We start from the raw sequence: 18,810 nt of genomic DNA, 5'->3' as shown, positions 1-18,810 counted from the left end.
ATGCCCACACTCACCATGGCTCAGGCCCTGAACACCGCACTACGCGACGCGCTCGCCGCAGACGAGAACGTCGTCGTCTTCGGTGAGGACGTCGGCACCCTCGGCGGCGTCTTCCGGGTCACCGACGGACTCACCCGCGACTTCGGCGACGACCGCTGCTTCGACACCCCGCTCGCCGAATCCGGCATCATCGGCTTCGCCATCGGCATGGCGATGGCCGGATTCAAGCCGGTCGTCGAAATGCAGTTCGACGCATTCGCGTACCCGGCGTTCGAGCAGATCGTCTCCCACGTCGCGAAGATCCGGAACCGCACCAAGGGCGCGCTGTCGGTGCCGCTCGTCATCCGGATCCCGTTCGCCGGCGGCATCGGCGGGGTCGAGCATCACTGCGATTCCAGTGAGGGCTACTACGCCCACACCCCGGGTCTGAAGGTGGTGGCCCCGTCCACCGTCGAGGACGCCTACACCCTGCTGCGGGCGGCGATCGACGACCCGGACCCGGTGATCTTCCTCGAGCCGAAACGGCTGTACTTCTCCCGCGCCGACGTCGATCTCGCGGTAGGCGCACCGCTCGGGCAGGCAGTGGTCCGGCGGGCCGGCCGGGACGCGACGCTCGTCGCCTACGGTCCGTCGGTAACCGTCGCGCTCGACTCCGCCGAGGCCGCCGCGGCGGAGGGTCACGACCTCGAGGTGATCGATCTGCGGTCGATCGTGCCGTTCGACGACGAGACGGTCATGGCGTCGGTCCGGAAGACCGGCCGGTGCATCGTCATTCAGGAGGCGCAGGGTTTCGCCGGTGTCGGCGCCGAGATCGCCGCCCGCGTCCAGGAACGCTGCTTCCATCACCTGCACGCCCCGGTGTTGCGGGTCAGCGGATTCGACATCCCGTACCCGGCGCCGAAACTCGAACGCCTGCACCTGCCGAACGTCGACCGCGTCCTCGACAGCGTCGACCGGTTGCAGTGGAACGACTCCGCCGACACCCGTTGGGCGGTGACAGCATGAGCAACCAGGTCTTCCTGCTCCCCGACCTCGGCGAGGGACTCACCGAGGCCGACATCGCCGAGTGGCGAGTCCGGGTCGGCGACACCGTCACCATCGACCAGGTGGTCGTCGAGGTCGAGACCGCCAAAGCTGCGGTCGAGGTGCCGATTCCCTTCGAGGGCACGGTGATCTCCCTGCACGGCGAAGAAGGCTCGACCCTCCACGTGGGCACACCCCTGATCACCGTCAGCGGAACCCCCGCCGCGCACGAGCAGTACCGCGAGGAGGAACGCGCCGGCTCAGGCAACGTCCTCATCGGATACGGCACCAGTGAGGACACCCGTCGGCGTCGGCGTCGTGTCGCCGCGAACCGTGAAGTCACGCAGGTCGACAAGGCCTCGGCGACGCGGGTCATCTCGCCGGTCGTCCGCAACCTCGCACGGCAGAACGACCTCGACCTGTCGCGGCTGCCGGGCAGCGGTCCCGGAGGGGTGATCAACCGCGCCGACGTCGAGCGGGCACTCGCCACGACACCCGAGGGCGACACCGGCGACGAGCAGCGGATACCGATCAAGGGCCTGCGCAAGGCGGTCGCCGACAAACTGTCGACGAGCCGCCGCGAAATTCCGGACGCGACGACGTGGGTGGACGTGGACGCCACCGATCTCCTCGCCGCCCGCCGCGCGATCAACACCGCACTGCCCGAGGACGACAAGGTCAGCCTGATGGCACTGCTCGCGCGCCTGGCCCTCGCGGCGCTGGCGAGCTACCCGGAACTGAACTCGACCGTCGACACCGACCGGGGCGAGATCGTCCAATACGGTCACGTCCATCTCGGCATCGCGGCGCAAACCCCGCGCGGTCTCGTCGTCCCGGTGATCGAGCGGGCCGACTCGCTCACCACCGTCGACCTCGCCCGGTACCTGCGGGACACCACGGCGCTGGCCCGGGAGGGAACACTCCCGCCGGCGCGGCTGACCGGGGGCACGTTCACCCTCAACAACTACGGCGTCTTCGGCGTGGACGGTTCGACCCCGATCATCAACCATCCCGAGGCCGCGATCCTCGGTGTCGGTCGGATCGTCGACAAACCGTGGGTCGTGGACGGGCAGTTGGCCGTTCGGAAGGTGACCCAGGTGTCACTGAGTTTCGATCACCGGGTGTGCGACGGCGGCGTCGCCGGCGGATTCCTGCGAGCGTTCGCCGACTACATCGAGAATCCGATCACCGTGCTGGGGAGGCTGTAAGTGACCGACACACACAGTGACGTCCTGATCCTCGGTGGTGGTTCCGGCGGCTACGCCTGCGCCTTCCGGGCCGCGCAACTCGGGCTGTCGGTCCGGCTGATCGAGGGGGACAAGATCGGCGGAACCTGCCTGCACCGGGGTTGCATCCCGACCAAGGCGCTGCTGCATTCCGCCGAGATCGCCGACGCCGCGCGGGCCGGTGCGGAGTTCGGTGTGCGAACGACGTTCGACGGCATCGACATCGACGCGGTGCACCGGTACAAGAACGGCACGGTCGATCGCTTGCACAAGGGGCTCCGGGGCCTGGTCGACCACCACAAGATCACCGTCGTGACCGGTCACGGAAAGTATCTCGGGAACAGGACGATCGAGGTAGGCGGCACCCGCTACACGGGAACGTCCGTGGTTCTCGCCACCGGCTCCTACGCCCGGACCGTTCCGTCCATCGAGCTCGGTGAGCGCATCGTCACCAGCGACGACGCCCTGAACCTCGGGCTCGTCCCGAAGAAGGCCATCGTCCTCGGCGGCGGCGTGATCGGTGTCGAGTTCGCCAGTGTCTGGGCGTCGTTCGGTGCGGACGTGACCATCGTCGAGGCACTCCCTCGCCTGGTCGCGGCGGAGGATCCGTGGTGCTCGACGCAACTCGAACGCGCGTTCCGCAAGCGCGGGATCTCCACTCGTACGGGCGTCACGGTCGCCGCGGCGAAGGAAACCGCGGACGGCGTCCTCGTCGAACTCGACGGCGGCGACACCCTCGAGGCGGACATCCTGCTGGTGGCGGTGGGGCGGGGGCCGCGCACCGGAGACTGCGGATTCGCCGAACACGGCATCACCCTCGACCGCGGGTTCGTCGTCACCGACGACCGGCTCCGCACCCCCGTCGACGGCGTGTATGCCGTCGGGGACATCGTGGCCGGACTTCAGTTGGCGCACCGCGGTTTCCAGCAGGGAATCTTCGTCGCCGAGCAGATCGCCGGGCTGGACCCCATTCCCGTGGCCGAGGATCTGATTCCGCGGGTGACGTACTCGCACCCGGAGGTCGCGTCCGTCGGCCTCACCGAGGACGCCGCCCGCGAACGGCACGGCGACGCGACGTCCGTGGTGTACGACCTCGCAGGCAACGGCAAGAGCCAGATCCTGCGAACGTCGGGCGGGATCAAGGTCGTCCGGGCCGGTGACACCGGCCCTGTGGTGGGTGTGCACATGGTCGGCGATCGCGTCGGCGAACTGATCGGCGAGGCCCAGCTGACCGTCGCCTGGGAGGCTCTGCCCACCGACGTGGCGCCGTTCGTCCACGCGCACCCCACGCAGAACGAGGCGCTGGGCGAGGCGATGCTCGCGCTGTCGGGGAAGCCGCTGCACACGCACGGCTGAGCGCGGCGTCGTCGATGCGCCACCACGCGATGCGGAACGGTGCCACTATCTGATGCGGAGCAGTTTCGCTCCCAGGTACACCGCCCAGCTACGGAGGAACTCGCATCATGGACTGGACCCTCGAAGTGGTCGTTCTGCCCGTCAGTGACATCGATCGATCCGTTGCGTTCTACCGCGACAAGCTCGGTTTTCATCTCGATCACGACACCACCAACGAGCACATGCACGTCGTTCAGCTGACGCCGACCGGTTCGGGGTGCTCGATCGTGATCGGCGACCTCCCGTCGCACACGGAGATGGCGCCGGGGTCGATGAGGGGGTTGCAGTTGGTGGTCGCCGACGCGAACGCGGCGCGGCAGGAGTTGCTCGACCGGGGCGTCGAGGTCAGTGAGATCACCGTGTTCGACGAGCGTGACGGGGGAACGTTCTTCGGTTTCGCCGATCCCGACGGCAATACGTGGGCGGTCCAGCAGATCAGGGCGCGGGCGGAGAAGCCGCTGATCCCGCTCGAGGCCCGCGGGCGGTTCGGCGAGGACGGCTGACGGTGCGCCTGCTCAGGTGAGCGGGCAGGCGTCGCGAGTGTCCGCGACGAGACGTTCCGCCAGGGTGAGAGCGGCGGTCAATTCGTCCGGTGTCGTGCCGAGCCGGCCGAGGACGGCGTGAGCGCGGGCGCTGAAATCGGCCGGTGCGTTCGGCAGGGCGCCGGCGGCGGCAACGGCGCCCTTCTCGCTGATGAGCCAGCGCCGGGCGTGCGCGTGCAGGGCGTGGGCGCACAGGCACACCGCGCGAAACAGGCACCCCGCCACGTACGTGGTGTCGGCGCGCGGGATTGCCTTGCGGGCCAGCACCGTCACGAACTCCGCCTCCCACAGCCCCCGCCGCACCAGGGCGTCGCGCAGCGCGTCCGGATAGTGCTGCATGTCGGCGCGGAACTCGCCGAGCTGTCCGGACGGATCGGCGAGGATCACCGCCGACGCGAGTTCGCCCGCGTACGCGAAGTCCGCGAATCCGAACGGGTGACCGGTCTGGGCGTGGAACCCGTACATACCCTGTTGCGCGTCCCGCCACACCGCGGCCACCCGGTCGAGGTCGCGGTACAGCCAGTCCACCGCCCGGCCGTCGTACGACAGCCACGCCCCGCCGTCCACCCACGGACCCCATTCGCCGGTGCGCGTCGCAGACGTCCCGGCGCCCGCCCACTCCTGCGCGAGCGCGGTCAGCCCGTCGGTGTCGAGCGCCCCGCGGTAGTAGACGCCGAGGTCGTAGTCGGATTCCGCCGTGTGCGTGCCGCGGGCGCGGCTGCCGCCGAGGGTGACACCGACGACGCCGTCGACGCGACACAACCGCTCGGCGAGGGGTCGCAGCACCGCATCCTGAAAATCCACACCCCACATCGTCCACCCCGGCCCGGCCCAGCGGATAAATTCGGATCATGCTCATCCTGGGAACGACCGTGATCGGGGCACGCGACGTCGACCGCGCAATCAGGTTCTGGACCGAGGCACTCGGACTGACCGCGCGCCCGGCGGTCGGCGACAACGACTTCACCAACCTGACGCGGCCCGACGGCCGACCGGTGCTCGCGATCCAGCAGAGCGAACACGACGCGGAATCCGAGCCACGGCTGCACCTCGACCTGCACGCCCGCGACAGCGAGGATCAGGCCGCCGAGATCGAACGACTCGTCGGTCTCGGCGCGCAGCGGGTGCCGTGGGACCGCTACCCGGAGGACTCGGACTTCGTGGTGCTGGCGGACACCGAGGGCAACCGGTTCTGCGTCATCGACAACTCGCGCGCGCCGGAGGAGTGCCGGCTCGACCTGTCCTGAGGCCGACGGGCTACGCCGCGCCCGCGTACTGGGCGGGCCGGGGCAGCATCGGCCGGCAGACGGCGCGCGGGATGCCGCACACTTCGAAGAAGTCGATGACGATCGATCGGACCTGCGCGGAGACGACCGCCGCGGAGAACCCGGCCGAGATCTCCTGCTGCGGCAGTGCGCGCGCGAACCGTTCGAGTTCGTCGCTGAGCTGGATTTCGTTGGGCTTCTTCGCAGGTGTCGTCGCGAGAATCATCAGCCGCATCCGGTCGGCGAGGTGCGCGAGCTCGGAGACGGCGCCCGCCAACTGCGGGTCCACCCGCTCGCCGTCGTACGTGGCGATCAGGGCCCGCCGCACCAGAACCCGGGTGTTGCGTGCGGCGTTGTCGATCGGGTCCGCGATCGACGCGAGCCGGCCGATGCGGCGACGTCCCCGCCAGTGAATCGGCGAGATCCGTGCCACCTCGGATCCGGAGCGGAGTTCGACGCGCATGCTGTCGATCATCGACTGCGTCGAACGGGCAAGTGCGAGAGCGTCCTCCAGCGCGGACACATCGCCGGCGGCCAGGCCCTTCGACGTCTGCCGGAGGGCCGCGGCGACGCTGTCCAGCACCGCGGCGGCGCACCGCCGTGTCCGTCGGACGGGGTCGGTGGGCAACACGGACAACGCCACCAGACTGAGCGCACCCCCGATCAACGCATCGACGACCCGATCGAACGGGTGCGCGGCGGTCGCGGACGCCATCGCCGCGACCAACGCCGCCGACGAACCCGACTGCAACACGATCACCGAACCACCGTCGAGGAGCACCGCCAGAGACATGGCCACCGCCACCACGAGGCAGATCTGCCACGGGCCGTTGCCGATGTACCGCACGACGACATCCGACACGATCGTTCCGATGGTGACGCCGGCGATGAGTTCACCGGCGCGGCGGCTGCGGGCGCCACGCGCGACGCTCAGGCACACGACCGCGGCCAGCGGGGCCAGCAACGGCTGCTCGTGACCGGCCACCTCGACCGACACCCACCACGCCGCCCCCGCGGTGACCGCCGTCTGCGCAATCGGCACCAGGTACCCCGCGAAACGAAGCAAAGCGGTGCGCAGCGACGGCCACGCGGTGGAGCCGGCACGTCGGAGGAGGCCGAGTATCGAGATGAGCTGGAGCACAGTGGTACAGCTTTCTGGACGATCACACGCGGGCAGGAGCACGTTCACCGCAGATCGTGTCCTGAAATTCTTACGCGCGTGTAAAAGTGGCCCCTTTCATTGCGCAGATCACGTTCTGCCACGGGTTTTGGGCGATGCAGGTCACAACGGGTGAACGCGGTTTGGAATCTTCGTGATTCAAACCACTCGCCGGGGTCGTGAGCATCCGTACGATTCCCCCACATGTGCGGGGAAATCCTTTCTCCGTGAGTGAAGGGATTGCGCGCGTGCCCGAAGTGGGAAGTAACGGAACCGGTGGTGTCGACGGTCAGCAGCAGATCCCGCCGGGCGCGCGAGGGTACGACGGATTCGGCGGACACATCGGGCGGACGAGTGCGGAGTCGACGCCGTGGTGGAAGCCGGAGACGAAGGCCCCGGCCGGCGCGCCGAACATCGTGGTGATCCTCATCGACGACATGGGCTACTCGGACATCGGACCGTTCGGCTCCGAGATCGACACCCCCAACCTCAACCGGCTCGCCGACAGCGGCTACCGGTTGTCGAATTATCACACCACCTCGGTCTGCTCGCCGGCCCGCGCTGCGCTGCTCACCGGGCTGAACCCGCACCGCGCCGGATACGGCAGCGTCGCGAACTTCGACCCCGGCTTCCCCGGGCTGCGGATGGAACTGGCCGACGACGCGCTGAGCCTCGCCGAGATCCTCCGCGCGAACGGGTACGCCACGCACGCGGTGGGGAAGTGGCATCTCGCGCGCGACACCAACCTCGCGCCGGGGCGCACCCGCGACTCCTGGCCGCTGCAACGCGGCTTCGACAGCTACTACGGGTCGCTCGAAGGGCTGAATTCGTTCTACTACCCGAACGAGTTGATCTGCGACAATTCGGTGGTCGACGTCGAGGAGTACCCGTCGGACTACTACGTCACCGACGACATCACCGACAAGGCCGTCGCCCGCATCAAGAGCCTGCGCGCACACGACGCCGACAAGCCGTTCTTCCTGTACTTCTCGCACATCGCCATGCACGGGCCTCACCAGGCCAAGCCCGAAGACCTCGCGAAGTACCGAGGCCGCTACGCCGAGGGCTGGGACGCCGTGCGACGCAACCGGTTCGATGCCCAGGTCGAGGCCGGCTTCTTCCCTCCCGGAACGCCGATCGCCGAGCGGAACACCGAACCCGGCTACGACGCCCCGCCGTGGGACGAGCTCACCGAAGAGGAGCAGTTGCGGTTCGCCCGGTACCAGGAGGTCTACGCCGCCATGGTCGACAGCATCGACCAGAGCGTGGGCCGGGTCCTCGACACCCTCGACGAACTCGGCGAAACCGACAACACCATCATCGTGTTCACCTCCGACAACGGCGGCACCGCCGAAGGTGGTGCGGCGGGAACCCGTTCGTACTTCAGTCAATTCGTGCACGGGCCGGTGCCGTCCGACTGGGTGCGCGACGTCCCGCACGACGAGGAACTGATCGGCTCGGAGAAGATCGGCGTCCACTACCCGCGCGGGTGGGGTCAGGCCTCGAACACGCCGTTCCGGTTCTACAAGGGGCAGACGTTCGCCGGCGGTGTCCGGGTGCCGTTCCTGCTGTCCTGGCCTGCCGGGCTCCGGCGCGCCGACGGCGACACCGGGCTGCGCAAGCACTACTCGTACGTCACCGACATCACCCCGACCCTCCTGGACCTCGCCGGACTCGAGACGCCGACCCATCGGAACGGGCTTCCCGCGCAGGAGCGGGACGGCGTCAGCATCGCCGAGGTCCTGCGCGACGCCACGCAGCCGACCCCGCACACGGAGCAGTACGCCGAGTTCGGCGGTCACCGCGGGTTCTACCGGGACGGCTGGAAACTGCTGTCGCTGCAGACGGATCCGACCCGGGTCGACGATCCGCAGTGGCAACTGTTCGACGTCGAATCCGACCCCGCCGAGACCACGGACGTCGCACGCCTCTTCCCCGAGAAGGTGCAGGAACTGGCCGAGGCATGGGATCGCGCGGCCTGGCGCAACACCGTGTTCCCGATCCTCAACGACCGCAAGGCCGTGCAGCGCCGGCCCGACGAGCGCCGGCTCGCGGAACCGGTGAAGATCCTCGCGGGCACACCCACGCTGGAACGCTATCGGTCCAGTGTGCTGATCCAGTACCGCGACTTCACCATCGACGTCGCCACCCACGAGATCGCCGCAGGCGACGAGGGAGTGCTCGTCGCGCACGGCGATCCGCACGGCGGTTATGTGCTCTACGTCGAGGACGGCCGGATCGTGTTCGCGGTCAACAGCTACGGCCGTGTCGCACACACGTCGGCACCCCTGGGCGAGGGTGTTGTCGGTGTGCAGGTGCGGGCCGAGGCCACCGAATCCGTCCGGTGGAACTTCACCGTCGCCCTCACCGATGCGGCCGGGGTGAGCGCCGACGTCGCCACTCTCGACAACCAGTTCCAGCTCGTCGGCATGGCGCCGTGGACCGGGATCTCGGTGGGCGTCGACGCCCGGGGGCCGGTGATATGGGATCTGCGGGAACGGCGCGGGACGTTCCGGTTCACCGGCCGACTGCGGTCGGTCACCTACACCCCCGGACCGGTGCGGGTACCCGAACCGGTCATCCAGGAGGTCGAGGAGCTGGCCGAGGCAATGGCCGACTGACGGTCAGCTGTCGCCGCCGGAATCCTTCTTGCCGTCGGAGTTCCGGCGCCAGTGGGTGAAGCGTTCCTTGATGTCCGCCGCGACGTCGCCGACACCATTGCCGACGGCGTCGACGGTGGTGCCCAGTCCGCTGCCGATCTCGCGGAGCATCCGGATCAGCGGGTCGTTGGAGGCGTCGAAATTCTGCTTGTACGTTTTCGCGGCCTTGCGGAACTCTTCGCTGATCTTGGCGTCGTCGTCCTCGTGCCGGCGCGGGTACTCCCCGCGCAGGATCGCCGCGTAGGCGCCGCTGTCCACCCACTTCTTCAACTCCGCCGCCCGCAGCACCGAGAACGGGTGGGCGAGCAGTTCGATGTTGAGGAGCTTGAGGACGCCGTCGCGGAGGTCCCCGCTGGCGTCGTACTCCGCGGCCTGGGCCAGGAAGGCGTCGGTGTCGATCTCACTCACCCGGGAACCGCCGGCCAGTTTCAGTTGCACGCGGAGGGCGGTGTGGACGTCCTGCCCACAGAGCAATCCGGCACGGTCGCCGGACAGTTCGGACTTGCGCTGCCATTCCATGAGCGCGGCGATGATCGCCCGCAATGCCCACCCGCCGATGGGCATCCAGCCGATGGTCCCGGCCAGCCGCATCAGGTGCATGAGGATCGTGCGATACACCGCGTGCCCGGACAGCGCGTGACCGAGTTCGTGACCGATGACGAACCGCTGCTCTTCGTAATTCATCACGTCGAGCAACCCGGTGGTGACCACGATGAACGGCCGGTCCATGCCGATGGTGAACGCATTCACCACCGGGGTCTGCAGCACGAACAGCTCAGGGGTTTCGTCGGCGCCGAGGATCCGCACGCAGTCGCTGCGGAGGTCGTGGAGATCGCTGAACTGCCGCTCGTCGACGCGCACCGACGTGGCCAGGTACATCAGCCGGTGCTGACGCTCCTGCAGCAGACCCGAGATGGTCCGGAAGACGGTGTCGAACCCCTTCAGCGTGCGCAGGGTGACGAGCGCCGCCCGGTCCGCGGGGTGCTCCCACGCACGCGAACTGATGTCCGGGAACGCCGTGCGAACGCGGTCTGGTGTGGTGGTCAAAATCGATCCCCCTGAGTTGGTGTGCGCGGTGAACAGCCCTTCCGGTCAGGGTAGCGCCGGGCGGTAGCGACGGCGGTCGTGCTGGGCATTTTGCCAACCGTCGACCGCGGCGTCCGCTCCGTGAATGCGCAGGATGCTCGAGTTTGTCCACCGGTATTGCTCAAAGTGCGTTCCGATGTTCGACTGTTGGGAGAGATCTGCACACGAGACCTCGACGATGCGGTGAGGACGGTTCCCACAGGTCCGCCTGCCCGTCACCGCCGATCCGCCTCGCTCACGAACTGGGCCGAGGAGGATCGGATTCGGTGCCAGGAACTCACAGGCAAGGACGACACCATGAACGACGCCCGCACGATCGATGCCCACACGAACGAACTCGCCCCGCGCTCGATCACTCCGGAAGCACTCGTGGAAATCGAGCAGCGGGTGTTGTGGCTGGCGACGTCGATGATCCATCACGCCAACCGGATTCGGCCGAATCCGACGGGGTTGAAGGTGGGTGGTCATCAGGCGTCGTGTGCGTCGATGGTGTCGATCATGACGTCGTTGTGGTTCGAGCAGTTGCGGCCGGGGGATCGGGTGTCGGTGAAGCCGCATGCGTCTCCGGTGCTGCACTCCATCAATTACCTGCTGGGGGCGTTGGACGAGAAGTATCTGACGACGTTGCGGGAGTTCGGCGGCCTGCAGTCCTACCCGTCGCGGGCGAAAGATCCGGATCCGGTGGACTATTCGACCGGCTCGGTTGGGATCGGTGCGACCGCCCCGATCTGGGGTGCGATCGCCCGCCGGTATGTGAACACTCAGATCGGCTCGGCGGGGACGGGCCGGCAGTACTCGCTGGTCGGGGATGCGGAGTTGGACGAGGGGGCGGTGTGGGAGGCGATACTCGACACCTCCGTTGCCGAGCTCGGGGAGATCGTGTGGATCGTCGACCTGAACCGGCAGTCACTGGACCGGGTGGTCCCGAACATCGCGGCCGGCCGGCTCGAGGCCATGTTCTCCGCCGCCGGTTGGCAGGTGCTCACCGTGAAGTTCGGGACCCTGCTGGAGTCGCTGTTCACCCGGGCGGGTGGTCCGTCGCTGCGGACCCGGATCCTGGACATGCCCAACCCCGAATACCAGCGGCTGCTGCGCTGCGGCGCCGAGGAGCTGCGTCGTCGTTTGCCCGGCGACGGCCCCGACGCCGCGGCGATCACCTCGCTGATCGCCGAGTTGGATGACGCCACCCTGCTGCGGGCGATCAGGAATCTGGGTGGGCACGACCTCGACGCCCTCCGGGCTGCGTATGCGCGGATCGACGACACCCGGCCGACCGTGATCATCGCGTACACCATCAAGGGCCGCGGCCTGCCCACGCAGGGGCATCCGCAGAACCATTCGTCGTTGCTGACCGTCGAGCAGTACAAGCAACTCGCGGCCGAACTGGGGATGGATCCGGCGCATCCGTGGGCGCGGTTCGCGGCCGATAGTGTGCCCGGTCAGGTGTGCCGCGCCACCGCGGAGACGTTGACGCGCAAGAAGGTCGAACTCGCCACCCCGCCCGCCGTCCCCGCCGACATCGGTCGTACCCCGTCCGGGACGTCGACCACCCAGGCCGCGCTGGGCCGGGCGTTGCTGGATCTGTCGCGTCAGGCCCCGGACGCCGCGAAGCGGGTGGTCACGGTCAGCCCGGACGTGTCGTCGACGACGAACCTGGCGGGCTGGCTGAACAAGGTCGGGGTGTGGTCGCCGAACGAGCGCCGCAACTGGTTCGACGACGACGCCGAGACGATCATGCACTGGCGGGAAAAGCCCACCGGGCAGCACATGGAACTGGGGATCGCCGAAACCAACCTGGTCGGGTTGATGGGTGAGCTGGGAGCGACGTGGAGTCGGTGGGGACAGCCGCTTTTCCCGATCGGGGTGATGTACGACCCGTTCGTCGAACGGGCCCTCGAGCCGTGGTCGTACGGGATCTACGCGGGCGGGCAGTCGATCCTGGTCGGCACTCCCTCCGGCGTCACCCTTGCCGCGGAGGGTGGGGCGCATCAGTCGATCAAGACGCCGTCGATCGGGCTGGAGCAGCCCGGATGTGTGAGTTTCGAGCCGGCGTTCGCGATCGACACCGAATGGACTTTGCTCGACAGTATTTCCCGGTTGGGTCGGCCGGATGGGTCGTCGTCGTATCTACGGCTGTCGACGCGCCCGGTGGATCAGACCCTCGCCGCGGTGCCCACGGATCCGGCGGCGCGGGAGCGTCGTCGCCGGCAGGTCGTCGCGGGGGCGTACACGTTGCGGCGCACCGAGCGGCCGGTGGTGACGTTGGTGGGGATGGGGGCGGTGATCACCGAAACCCTCGCCGCGGCCGACCGGTTGGCGGAGCAGGGGATCGCCGCGGATGTGGTGTGTGTGACCAGTGCGGGGTTGTTGTTCGAGGCGGTGCAGGCGCGGCGTGGACTGGCTGAGGGTTCGTCGTGGATCCTGGATCAGGTGTTCCCCGCCGACCGGGCGGCGCCGATGGTGACGGTCCTGGACGGGCACCCGCACACTTTGGCGTTCCTGACCGGCATCAACCGGGTGGCCGGTGCCGCGCTCGGGGTCAGCAGGTTCGGTCAGGTCGGCTCCCTCGACGAGGTGTACCGGTATCACGGCATCGACACCGACAGCATCGTCCGCGCCGCCCTCGACCTGACCGACTGAAAGCTACCGTGTCCGTCATGGATTCACGGTGCGCGTGGGACGATGACCCGGTCGTGGCGGCGTGGGCAGGGTTGCCCCGGTTGGAATCAGGCCTGACCGCGGATGCGTGCGTCGTCGGACTCGGCGGTTCCGGTCTCGCCGCTGTCGAGGAACTGACAGCCCGCGGGCTCACCGTCGTCGGCCTCGATTCCGGTCGCGTTGCCTCGGGCGCGGCCGGACGGAACGGCGGATTCCTGCTGGGTGGTCCGGCGGCGTTCCTGCATTCGTCGGTCGCCGCGTGGGGTGCGGCGTCGGTGGACCTGTACCGGGCGACGCTCGCCGAACTCGACCACCTCGCCGACGTGCTGGGTACGGACGTGATCACGCGAACCGGGTCGATTCGACTGGCCGGACTTCCCGGCGATCCCGTCGGCGACGCCGAAGCCGCCGAGCGGGCGGCCGAACTGGAGGATTGCCACGAGCTCGCACAGACGTTGCGGGACAACGCCATCGCCGTCGAAACCTACGACGGGGAGCTGGGGCGGGGGATATTCCTGCCCGACGACGCGGCGACGAATCCGTCGCGCCGAGCATTGGGTCTCGCGTCGATACTGCGGAATTCGGCCGGCCTGTACGAGCATTCGCGGGTGACCTCGCTCGAACCGGAGGTCGTGCACACCCTGCACGGCACGGTCAGCGCACCGGTGATTCTGGTGGCCGTGGACGGGAAACTCGAGCAGGTACTTCCGGAGCTGGCCGGCCGAGTCCGCACCGCGCGACTGCAGATGCTCGGCACTGCACCCGGACTGCCGCCGCGGCTGCCGTGCCCGGTGTACGGGCGGTGGGGCTACGACTACGCGCAGCAATCCGCCGACGGCCGATTGCTGGTCGGCGGCGGCCGCGACCTGTTCGCCGACGAGGAGTGGACGTCCGACACGGAGCCGACCCGACCGGTGCAGTCCCACATCGAGAGGGTGGCCGGTCGGATGGCCGGGCGGCCGGTGTCGGTGACGCGGAGATGGGCGGCGTCCGTCGGCTTCACTCCCGACGGTCGCCCCCTGTGCTGCGAGGTGCGGCCCGGCGTCTTCGCGGTCGGCGGGTACAACGGGACCGGCAATCTGGTGGGGCCCGTCGCCGCCCGGGCCGCGGTCGCACTGGCGCTGGACGGAATCGCGCCGCCGAGCTATCTGGTTGCGTCGGTGGCCGACTGAACGCCGACGTGGAGGAAGAGTTCGACACCCTCACCGCGACCTACACCGACGCGTCCCGCTAGCGGCGTGAGACGGCGACCATCGCTGCTCCGGGTGAAATGCCGGCGCGAATTCCGATCGCACCGGCCTCGCCGCGGTTGGTGACGTCGAGTTTCTGCAGCACGCTGGCGACGTGGAACTTGATCGTGCTCTCGCTGATGCCCAGTTCGGAGGCGATGGCCTTGTTGCGTTTGCCGACCGTCAGGTGCGCGAGGACCTCGAGTTCCCGGGGATTGAGGGTGGACAACAGGTGCTCGTCCGGGCGAGCGGCCGGGGGATCCAGCGGAATCACGAGCGACACCCGACTACCCCACCCGGCGATGCTCTCGATGTCGACGCGCCCGCGCAGGGTGTGTAGTCGCCCGGCCAATTGCCTGGTGAGGGCGCTGCCGTCGATCGCTCCGGAGCCCTGATCTCGGACCTCGAGCAGCACGTTGTCGCCGTCGCAGTCCCACGCGACCCGCAGCCGGGCCAGCACCGGTTGCGCCCCGAACGCCAGGACGATGGTGCGGACCATCGCCCTGGCCGCATGCGCGATCTCACCCGGAAGCGGTCGCCCGTCCGCCGGGGGTTCGACGTAGTCGATCTCGACCTCGCAATGCCGCAGCAGCGGACGTAGTTCCCCCTGTAGCCGGGCGAACGCTGTGGTGACCGCCTCCTCGGAGAGGGCGCGGTCGGCATCGCCCGCCGATCGCAGCGCGATCAACGCCGCCGACGCCGTCTCGCTGGCGGTGATCCGGGAGCGGCGATCGTCGAGGTCGTTCGATCGCAGTGTCCCCAGGATCGAGGACAGGGTGGCGTCGTGAATCTCGGTGAGTTCGGCGATGGTGCGGGCCCGTTCACTGGACGCGGCGCGGGACTCGGCGAGGTAGTCGGGGCTGGCCTGGGCGACCTGCTGACGGATCGAGGTGGCGACGATCCCGAACAGCGCCACGATCAGGTCCGGGTCGGGCGGTTCGGGTTGGACCCGCTTGGGTACGACGACCAGCAGGGTGTCGGTGGCATCGCGCACCACCCAGAGCGGGCGCCGGGCCCCTCCGAGAATCTGGACCCCGTCGACAACCGTGCCGAGGTCGGCCGACTTCTTCAGGGCGTCGAGTTCGTCGATGGTGACGCGGTCGACGATCTCCCGGTTCCCGGCGACCTTCCGTGGTCGCCCGGTGCATTCACACGTGAAGATCACCAGCGCGTCATGCGACCACAGTGAGGTCAGATACCGGGAGAAGCGCGTCGCGATGTCCGGCAGCGGGCCCGCGATCACGGCGCGCATGTCCGCCCACGACTGCGCTTGCTTCCGATCGGTGTCCTCGACGCTTACCACGGCATCCACCGTAGGACCGATCGGTGTGCGGCGGCACTGGCCATCCGGCCAGCGCGCACTCGTCGAGCGACCGGGTGCCGTCGGGGTGCGGGCTCGGCAATCTTGTCTCCACGACCGGACCCGCTATACCGAGGAGGATCATGACCGTCACCATCGAAGACACTCGAACACGGTTCGACGATGGGCGTCGCATCGTGCTGGACGAGAACGAACGGCTGCTCAATTCCGTTGCCGCCGAACAGTGGGACCGTGCCGGCGCGTTGATCACCTCCGCCCGCGCGGTGTTCGTGATCGGCAACGGCCGCAGCGGCCTGGCCGTGCAGATGGCCGCGATGCGACTGATGCACCTCGGCCTGCGCGTCCACGTGGCCGGTGAGGTCACCGCCCCTGCCGTCGGATCGGGCGACGTCCTGATCGCGGTGTCGGGGTCCGGGACCACCGCCTCGGTCGTCGGCGCCGCCGACACCGCCCGGAAGGTCGGCGCCTCCGTCGTCGCGGTCACCACCGCCGCCGAGTCGCCGCTCGCTCAGCGGGCCGACGAGATCCTCGTGCTCCCCGCGGCCGACAAACAGGACCACAGCGCCGCCATCACCGCGCAGTACGCGGGCAGCCTGTTCGAGCAGTCCGTCCTCCTCGCCTTCGACGCGCTGTTCCAGGCGCTGTGGGCGCACGCGGACCAGACCGCCGAACGGCTGTGGGAACGCCACGCCAACATCGGCTGAACCAGCACCACCCTCTGAACCCCCAAAGTAAGAAACAGGAGAAATACATGACGAAGCTGCAGGTAGCAGTCGACCTTCTCACCACCGCGGACGCACTGGCACTGACCAACAAGGTGGCCCCGTACGTCGACATCATCGAGTTGGGCACGCCGCTGATCAAGAGCGCCGGCCTCGGTGTGATCAGCGCCGTGAAGGCTGCGCACCCCGACAAGGAGGTCTTTGCGGACCTCAAGACCGCCGACGCGGGCTTCCTCGAGGCCGACCTCGCGTTCGAAGCCGGCGCCGACCTGGTCACCGTCCTCGGTGCCGCCGGTGACGCCACCATCAAGGGTGCCGTCGAGGCCGGTGAGAAGCACGGCAAGAAGGTCGTCGCCGACCTGATCGGTGTCGAGAACCGTGTCGAGCGGGCCCGCGAGATCGCCAAGCTCGGTGTCGCGTTCGTCGAGATCCACGCCGGACTCGACGAGCAGGCCCAGCCCGGGTACTCGATCCAGACCCTGCTCGACGACGGCAAGATCGCCGGCGTGCCGTTCTCGATCGCCGGGGGCGTGAAGGTCGACACCATCAAGGCCGTCCGTGATTCCGGTGCGGACGTCGCCGTCGCCGGTGGCGCCATCTACAGCGCTGCCGACCCCGCCGCTGCAGCGAAGGCCCTCAAGGACGCACTCACCAAGTAGCCTTCCGGCGCCCGAAATACCCTGAGCAGGATCGCTGCTCAGGGTGTTTCGCGTGTCCGGGAACTACCGGAGACAGGTGAGCGGCAAAGCGTGCCGGGGCACACTTTGCCACTCACGTGGGGCGACCACCGCGCTGAAAACTAGAGCGTGCGCCACACCCGGCCGGAGCGGCTCAGGATGTCGTCGGCGGAAGCGGGGCCCGAGGTGCCTGCCGGGTAGGTGTCCGGCCGGCCGGCCGTGGCCCAATGCTGCAGGAGGGGGTCGATGATCCGCCAGGAGTGCTCGACCTCCGCGCGGCGGGGGAACAATGTCCCGTCCCCGCGGAGGACGTCACCGATCAGCCGCTCGTACGCCTCCGGCGCCGGGTCGAACACCGACCGGAAGTCCATGCCCAAGCTCACCGGCTGGATCTGCATGCCACCGCCCGGGCGCTTGGCGCCGATGTGCAATTCGATCCCGTCGTCGGGTTGGACGCGGAAGACGAGGACGTTCGAGACCCCGGCGGCGCGGGCCGCGGGCGACCCGTGAGCGGGCGGCGTGAACGTGACCGCGATCTCGGTGGTCCTGCGGGCCAGCCGTTTTCCGGTGCGAATGTAGAACGGCACTCCCGCCCAGCGGCGAGTGGTGATCCCGACGGTCAGGGCGGCGAAGGTCTCGGTCGACGAGTCGGCAGGGAACCCGTCCTCCTCCGTCAGGCCGGGGAGCCGAACGTCGTCGTCGATGCCGGGCCCGTACTGGCCGCGGGCCGACGTCTGATCCAGGGGTCCGAGTAGTTCGGTGGCGGAAAGGATCTTGACCTTCTCGGCGGCGATGCTGTCGGCGTCGAAGCCGACAGGTTCCTCCATGGCGATCAGCGCCAGCAACTGGAGTAGGTGGTTCTGGATGACGTCGCGGGCGGCGCCGACGCCGTCGTAATAGCCGGCCCGTCCGGTCACCCCGACACTCTCGGCCATCGTGATCTGCACGTGGTCGATGTGCCGGTTGTTCCATAGCGGTTCGAACATCCCGTTCGCGAACCGCAGCGCGAGGATGTTCTGTACCGTTTCCTTGCCCAGATAGTGGTCGATCCGGTAGATCGACGACGGCGGAAAGTATTGGGCCAGTAAGACCTCGAGCGTCCGGGAGCTCGGCAGGTCGTGCCCGAACGGCTTCTCGACCACCACCCGTCGCCACCCGCGTGCGGGCCGATTCAACCCGACGACCGCGAGCTGGCCGCACACGGTGGCGAAAGCGGACGGCGGGACCGACAGGTAGAAGACGTAATTGTCCGGCTTGCCGCGGCGCTGATCGAGGACGGCCAACAGCGAAGCCAGCTGCGTGAACCCGCCCGGATCGTCGAACGACCCCTCGACCAGGTGGATGCGCTGCGTCAGGGCCTGCCAGACCGCGGGGTCGAACGGCCGCCGGGCGTGAGCGATCACCGACTCCCGCAACACCGGCTCGCTGTTCGCGGCGTCGCGGGCGAATCCGACGAGATCGAACCCCGCGGGTAGCTGACCACCATGAGCGAGATCGTAGATTGCGGGAACCAGTTTCTTGCGGGCCAGATCACCGGTGATGCCGAAGATCACCAGCGAAGACAAGTCGGCCACCGGGCCGATGTCACCGATCACCAGTTCCCCGCCGACGCGGCCACCGACCTCGCTCGAGAGCGGGACGCTCTGCTGCACTTCAGACACGGTCACTTCTGCTGCACTCCGTACATTCGCTCCTCGACAGGCGCATTCAGACAATGCGTCGGCTATCAGTGTCGGAGCGGCGAGCGGCGAATGCACTTGGCCGGGTGACCAGTAGCGGCTCCCCATCCGGTCAGGTGAACCAGGCGTCGCGCGGCACTACACATAGAGCAGGTACTCGACGGATCG

The 18,810-nt window shown here is 68.5% G+C and carries 15 protein-coding genes; 10 read left to right on the top strand and 5 right to left on the bottom strand.

From position 1 onward, the window contains the following. The 4 genes from I1A62_RS24055 (at position 1) to I1A62_RS24040 (ending at position 4,147) form a co-directional block, all read left to right on the top strand. Positions 1 to 1,005: an alpha-ketoacid dehydrogenase subunit beta gene (locus I1A62_RS24055; RefSeq protein ID WP_219460368.1), complete on the top strand. Its 1,005-nt coding sequence runs from the start codon at positions 1 to 3 to the stop codon at positions 1,003 to 1,005. Next, positions 1,002 to 2,231: a dihydrolipoamide acetyltransferase family protein gene (locus I1A62_RS24050; RefSeq protein WP_219460365.1), complete on the top strand. Its 1,230-nt coding sequence runs from the start codon at positions 1,002 to 1,004 to the stop codon at positions 2,229 to 2,231. Before I1A62_RS24055 ends, I1A62_RS24050 begins: the two co-directional genes overlap by 4 nt. Then, complete coding sequence (gene lpdA / locus I1A62_RS24045) at positions 2,232 to 3,605, top strand: dihydrolipoyl dehydrogenase (protein ID WP_219460364.1); 1,374 nt, start codon at positions 2,232 to 2,234, stop codon at positions 3,603 to 3,605. Between the two features lie 107 nt (positions 3,606 to 3,712). Next, entirely contained in the window at positions 3,713 to 4,147 is a 435-nt protein-coding gene (locus I1A62_RS24040) for a VOC family protein (RefSeq protein ID WP_219460357.1), read from the top strand. A gap of 12 nt (positions 4,148 to 4,159) precedes the next feature. Here the strand turns inward: I1A62_RS24040 and I1A62_RS24035 are convergent, their stop codons facing one another. After that, on the bottom strand, positions 4,160 to 4,999 hold the full coding sequence (locus tag I1A62_RS24035; RefSeq protein WP_219460356.1) for a nucleotidyltransferase domain-containing protein: 840 nt from the start codon (positions 4,997 to 4,999) through the stop codon (positions 4,160 to 4,162). Between the two features lie 38 nt (positions 5,000 to 5,037). Here I1A62_RS24035 and I1A62_RS24030 point away from each other — a divergent pair, with 38 nt between their 5' ends. After that, complete coding sequence (locus I1A62_RS24030) at positions 5,038 to 5,433, top strand: VOC family protein (RefSeq protein ID WP_219460353.1); 396 nt, start codon at positions 5,038 to 5,040, stop codon at positions 5,431 to 5,433. A 10-nt stretch (positions 5,434 to 5,443) separates the two neighbouring features. Here the strand turns inward: I1A62_RS24030 and I1A62_RS24025 are convergent, their stop codons facing one another. After that, on the bottom strand, positions 5,444 to 6,592 hold the full coding sequence (locus I1A62_RS24025) for an aromatic acid exporter family protein (protein WP_219460351.1): 1,149 nt from the start codon (positions 6,590 to 6,592) through the stop codon (positions 5,444 to 5,446). A 275-nt stretch (positions 6,593 to 6,867) separates the two neighbouring features. Here I1A62_RS24025 and I1A62_RS24020 point away from each other — a divergent pair, with 275 nt between their 5' ends. Next, the gene (locus I1A62_RS24020) at positions 6,868 to 9,231 is read left to right on the top strand and encodes an arylsulfatase (RefSeq protein WP_374710843.1); all 2,364 of its coding nucleotides are present in this window, start codon (positions 6,868 to 6,870) and stop codon (positions 9,229 to 9,231) included. Positions 9,232 to 9,234: 3 nt separating this feature from the next. On the opposite strand, the gene I1A62_RS24015 is transcribed toward I1A62_RS24020, so the two are convergent. Then, complete coding sequence (locus I1A62_RS24015) at positions 9,235 to 10,317, bottom strand: M48 family metallopeptidase (RefSeq protein ID WP_219460348.1); 1,083 nt, start codon at positions 10,315 to 10,317, stop codon at positions 9,235 to 9,237. A 336-nt stretch (positions 10,318 to 10,653) separates the two neighbouring features. Here I1A62_RS24015 and I1A62_RS24010 point away from each other — a divergent pair, with 336 nt between their 5' ends. Together I1A62_RS24010 and I1A62_RS24005 are read left to right on the top strand one after the other, a co-directional pair. Continuing rightward, positions 10,654 to 12,996 (top strand): pyruvate dehydrogenase, encoded by a 2,343-nt coding sequence (locus tag I1A62_RS24010; RefSeq protein WP_257890897.1) that lies wholly within the window; start codon positions 10,654 to 10,656, stop codon positions 12,994 to 12,996. A 17-nt stretch (positions 12,997 to 13,013) separates the two neighbouring features. Further along, positions 13,014 to 14,186, top strand: coding sequence for an FAD-binding oxidoreductase (locus I1A62_RS24005; RefSeq protein ID WP_219460345.1), 1,173 nt, complete (start codon positions 13,014 to 13,016; stop codon positions 14,184 to 14,186). A gap of 58 nt (positions 14,187 to 14,244) precedes the next feature. Here I1A62_RS24005 and I1A62_RS24000 read toward each other — a convergent pair whose 3' ends face one another. Then, positions 14,245 to 15,495 (bottom strand): LuxR C-terminal-related transcriptional regulator, encoded by a 1,251-nt coding sequence (locus I1A62_RS24000; protein WP_219461379.1) that lies wholly within the window; start codon positions 15,493 to 15,495, stop codon positions 14,245 to 14,247. Between the two features lie 191 nt (positions 15,496 to 15,686). Between I1A62_RS24000 and hxlB the strand changes: the two genes are divergently transcribed. Next, positions 15,687 to 16,268 (top strand): 6-phospho-3-hexuloisomerase, encoded by a 582-nt coding sequence (gene hxlB / locus I1A62_RS23995; RefSeq protein ID WP_124391449.1) that lies wholly within the window; start codon positions 15,687 to 15,689, stop codon positions 16,266 to 16,268. A gap of 47 nt (positions 16,269 to 16,315) precedes the next feature. Further along, the gene (gene hxlA, locus I1A62_RS23990) at positions 16,316 to 16,945 is read left to right on the top strand and encodes a 3-hexulose-6-phosphate synthase (RefSeq protein ID WP_219460342.1); all 630 of its coding nucleotides are present in this window, start codon (positions 16,316 to 16,318) and stop codon (positions 16,943 to 16,945) included. A 140-nt stretch (positions 16,946 to 17,085) separates the two neighbouring features. Here hxlA and zwf read toward each other — a convergent pair whose 3' ends face one another. Continuing rightward, positions 17,086 to 18,630 carry a glucose-6-phosphate dehydrogenase gene (gene zwf, locus I1A62_RS23985; RefSeq protein ID WP_257890896.1) on the bottom strand — a complete coding sequence of 515 codons (1,545 nt, stop codon included), beginning with the start codon at positions 18,628 to 18,630 and terminating at the stop codon, positions 17,086 to 17,088. Positions 18,631 to 18,810 lie beyond the last annotated feature (180 nt).

The sequence above is a fragment of the Rhodococcus sp. USK10 genome, assembly GCF_019378875.1.
Lineage (GTDB): Bacteria > Actinomycetota > Actinomycetes > Mycobacteriales > Mycobacteriaceae > Rhodococcus_F > Rhodococcus_F pseudokoreensis.
This window is presented reverse-complemented; position numbering and strand designations above follow the sequence as displayed.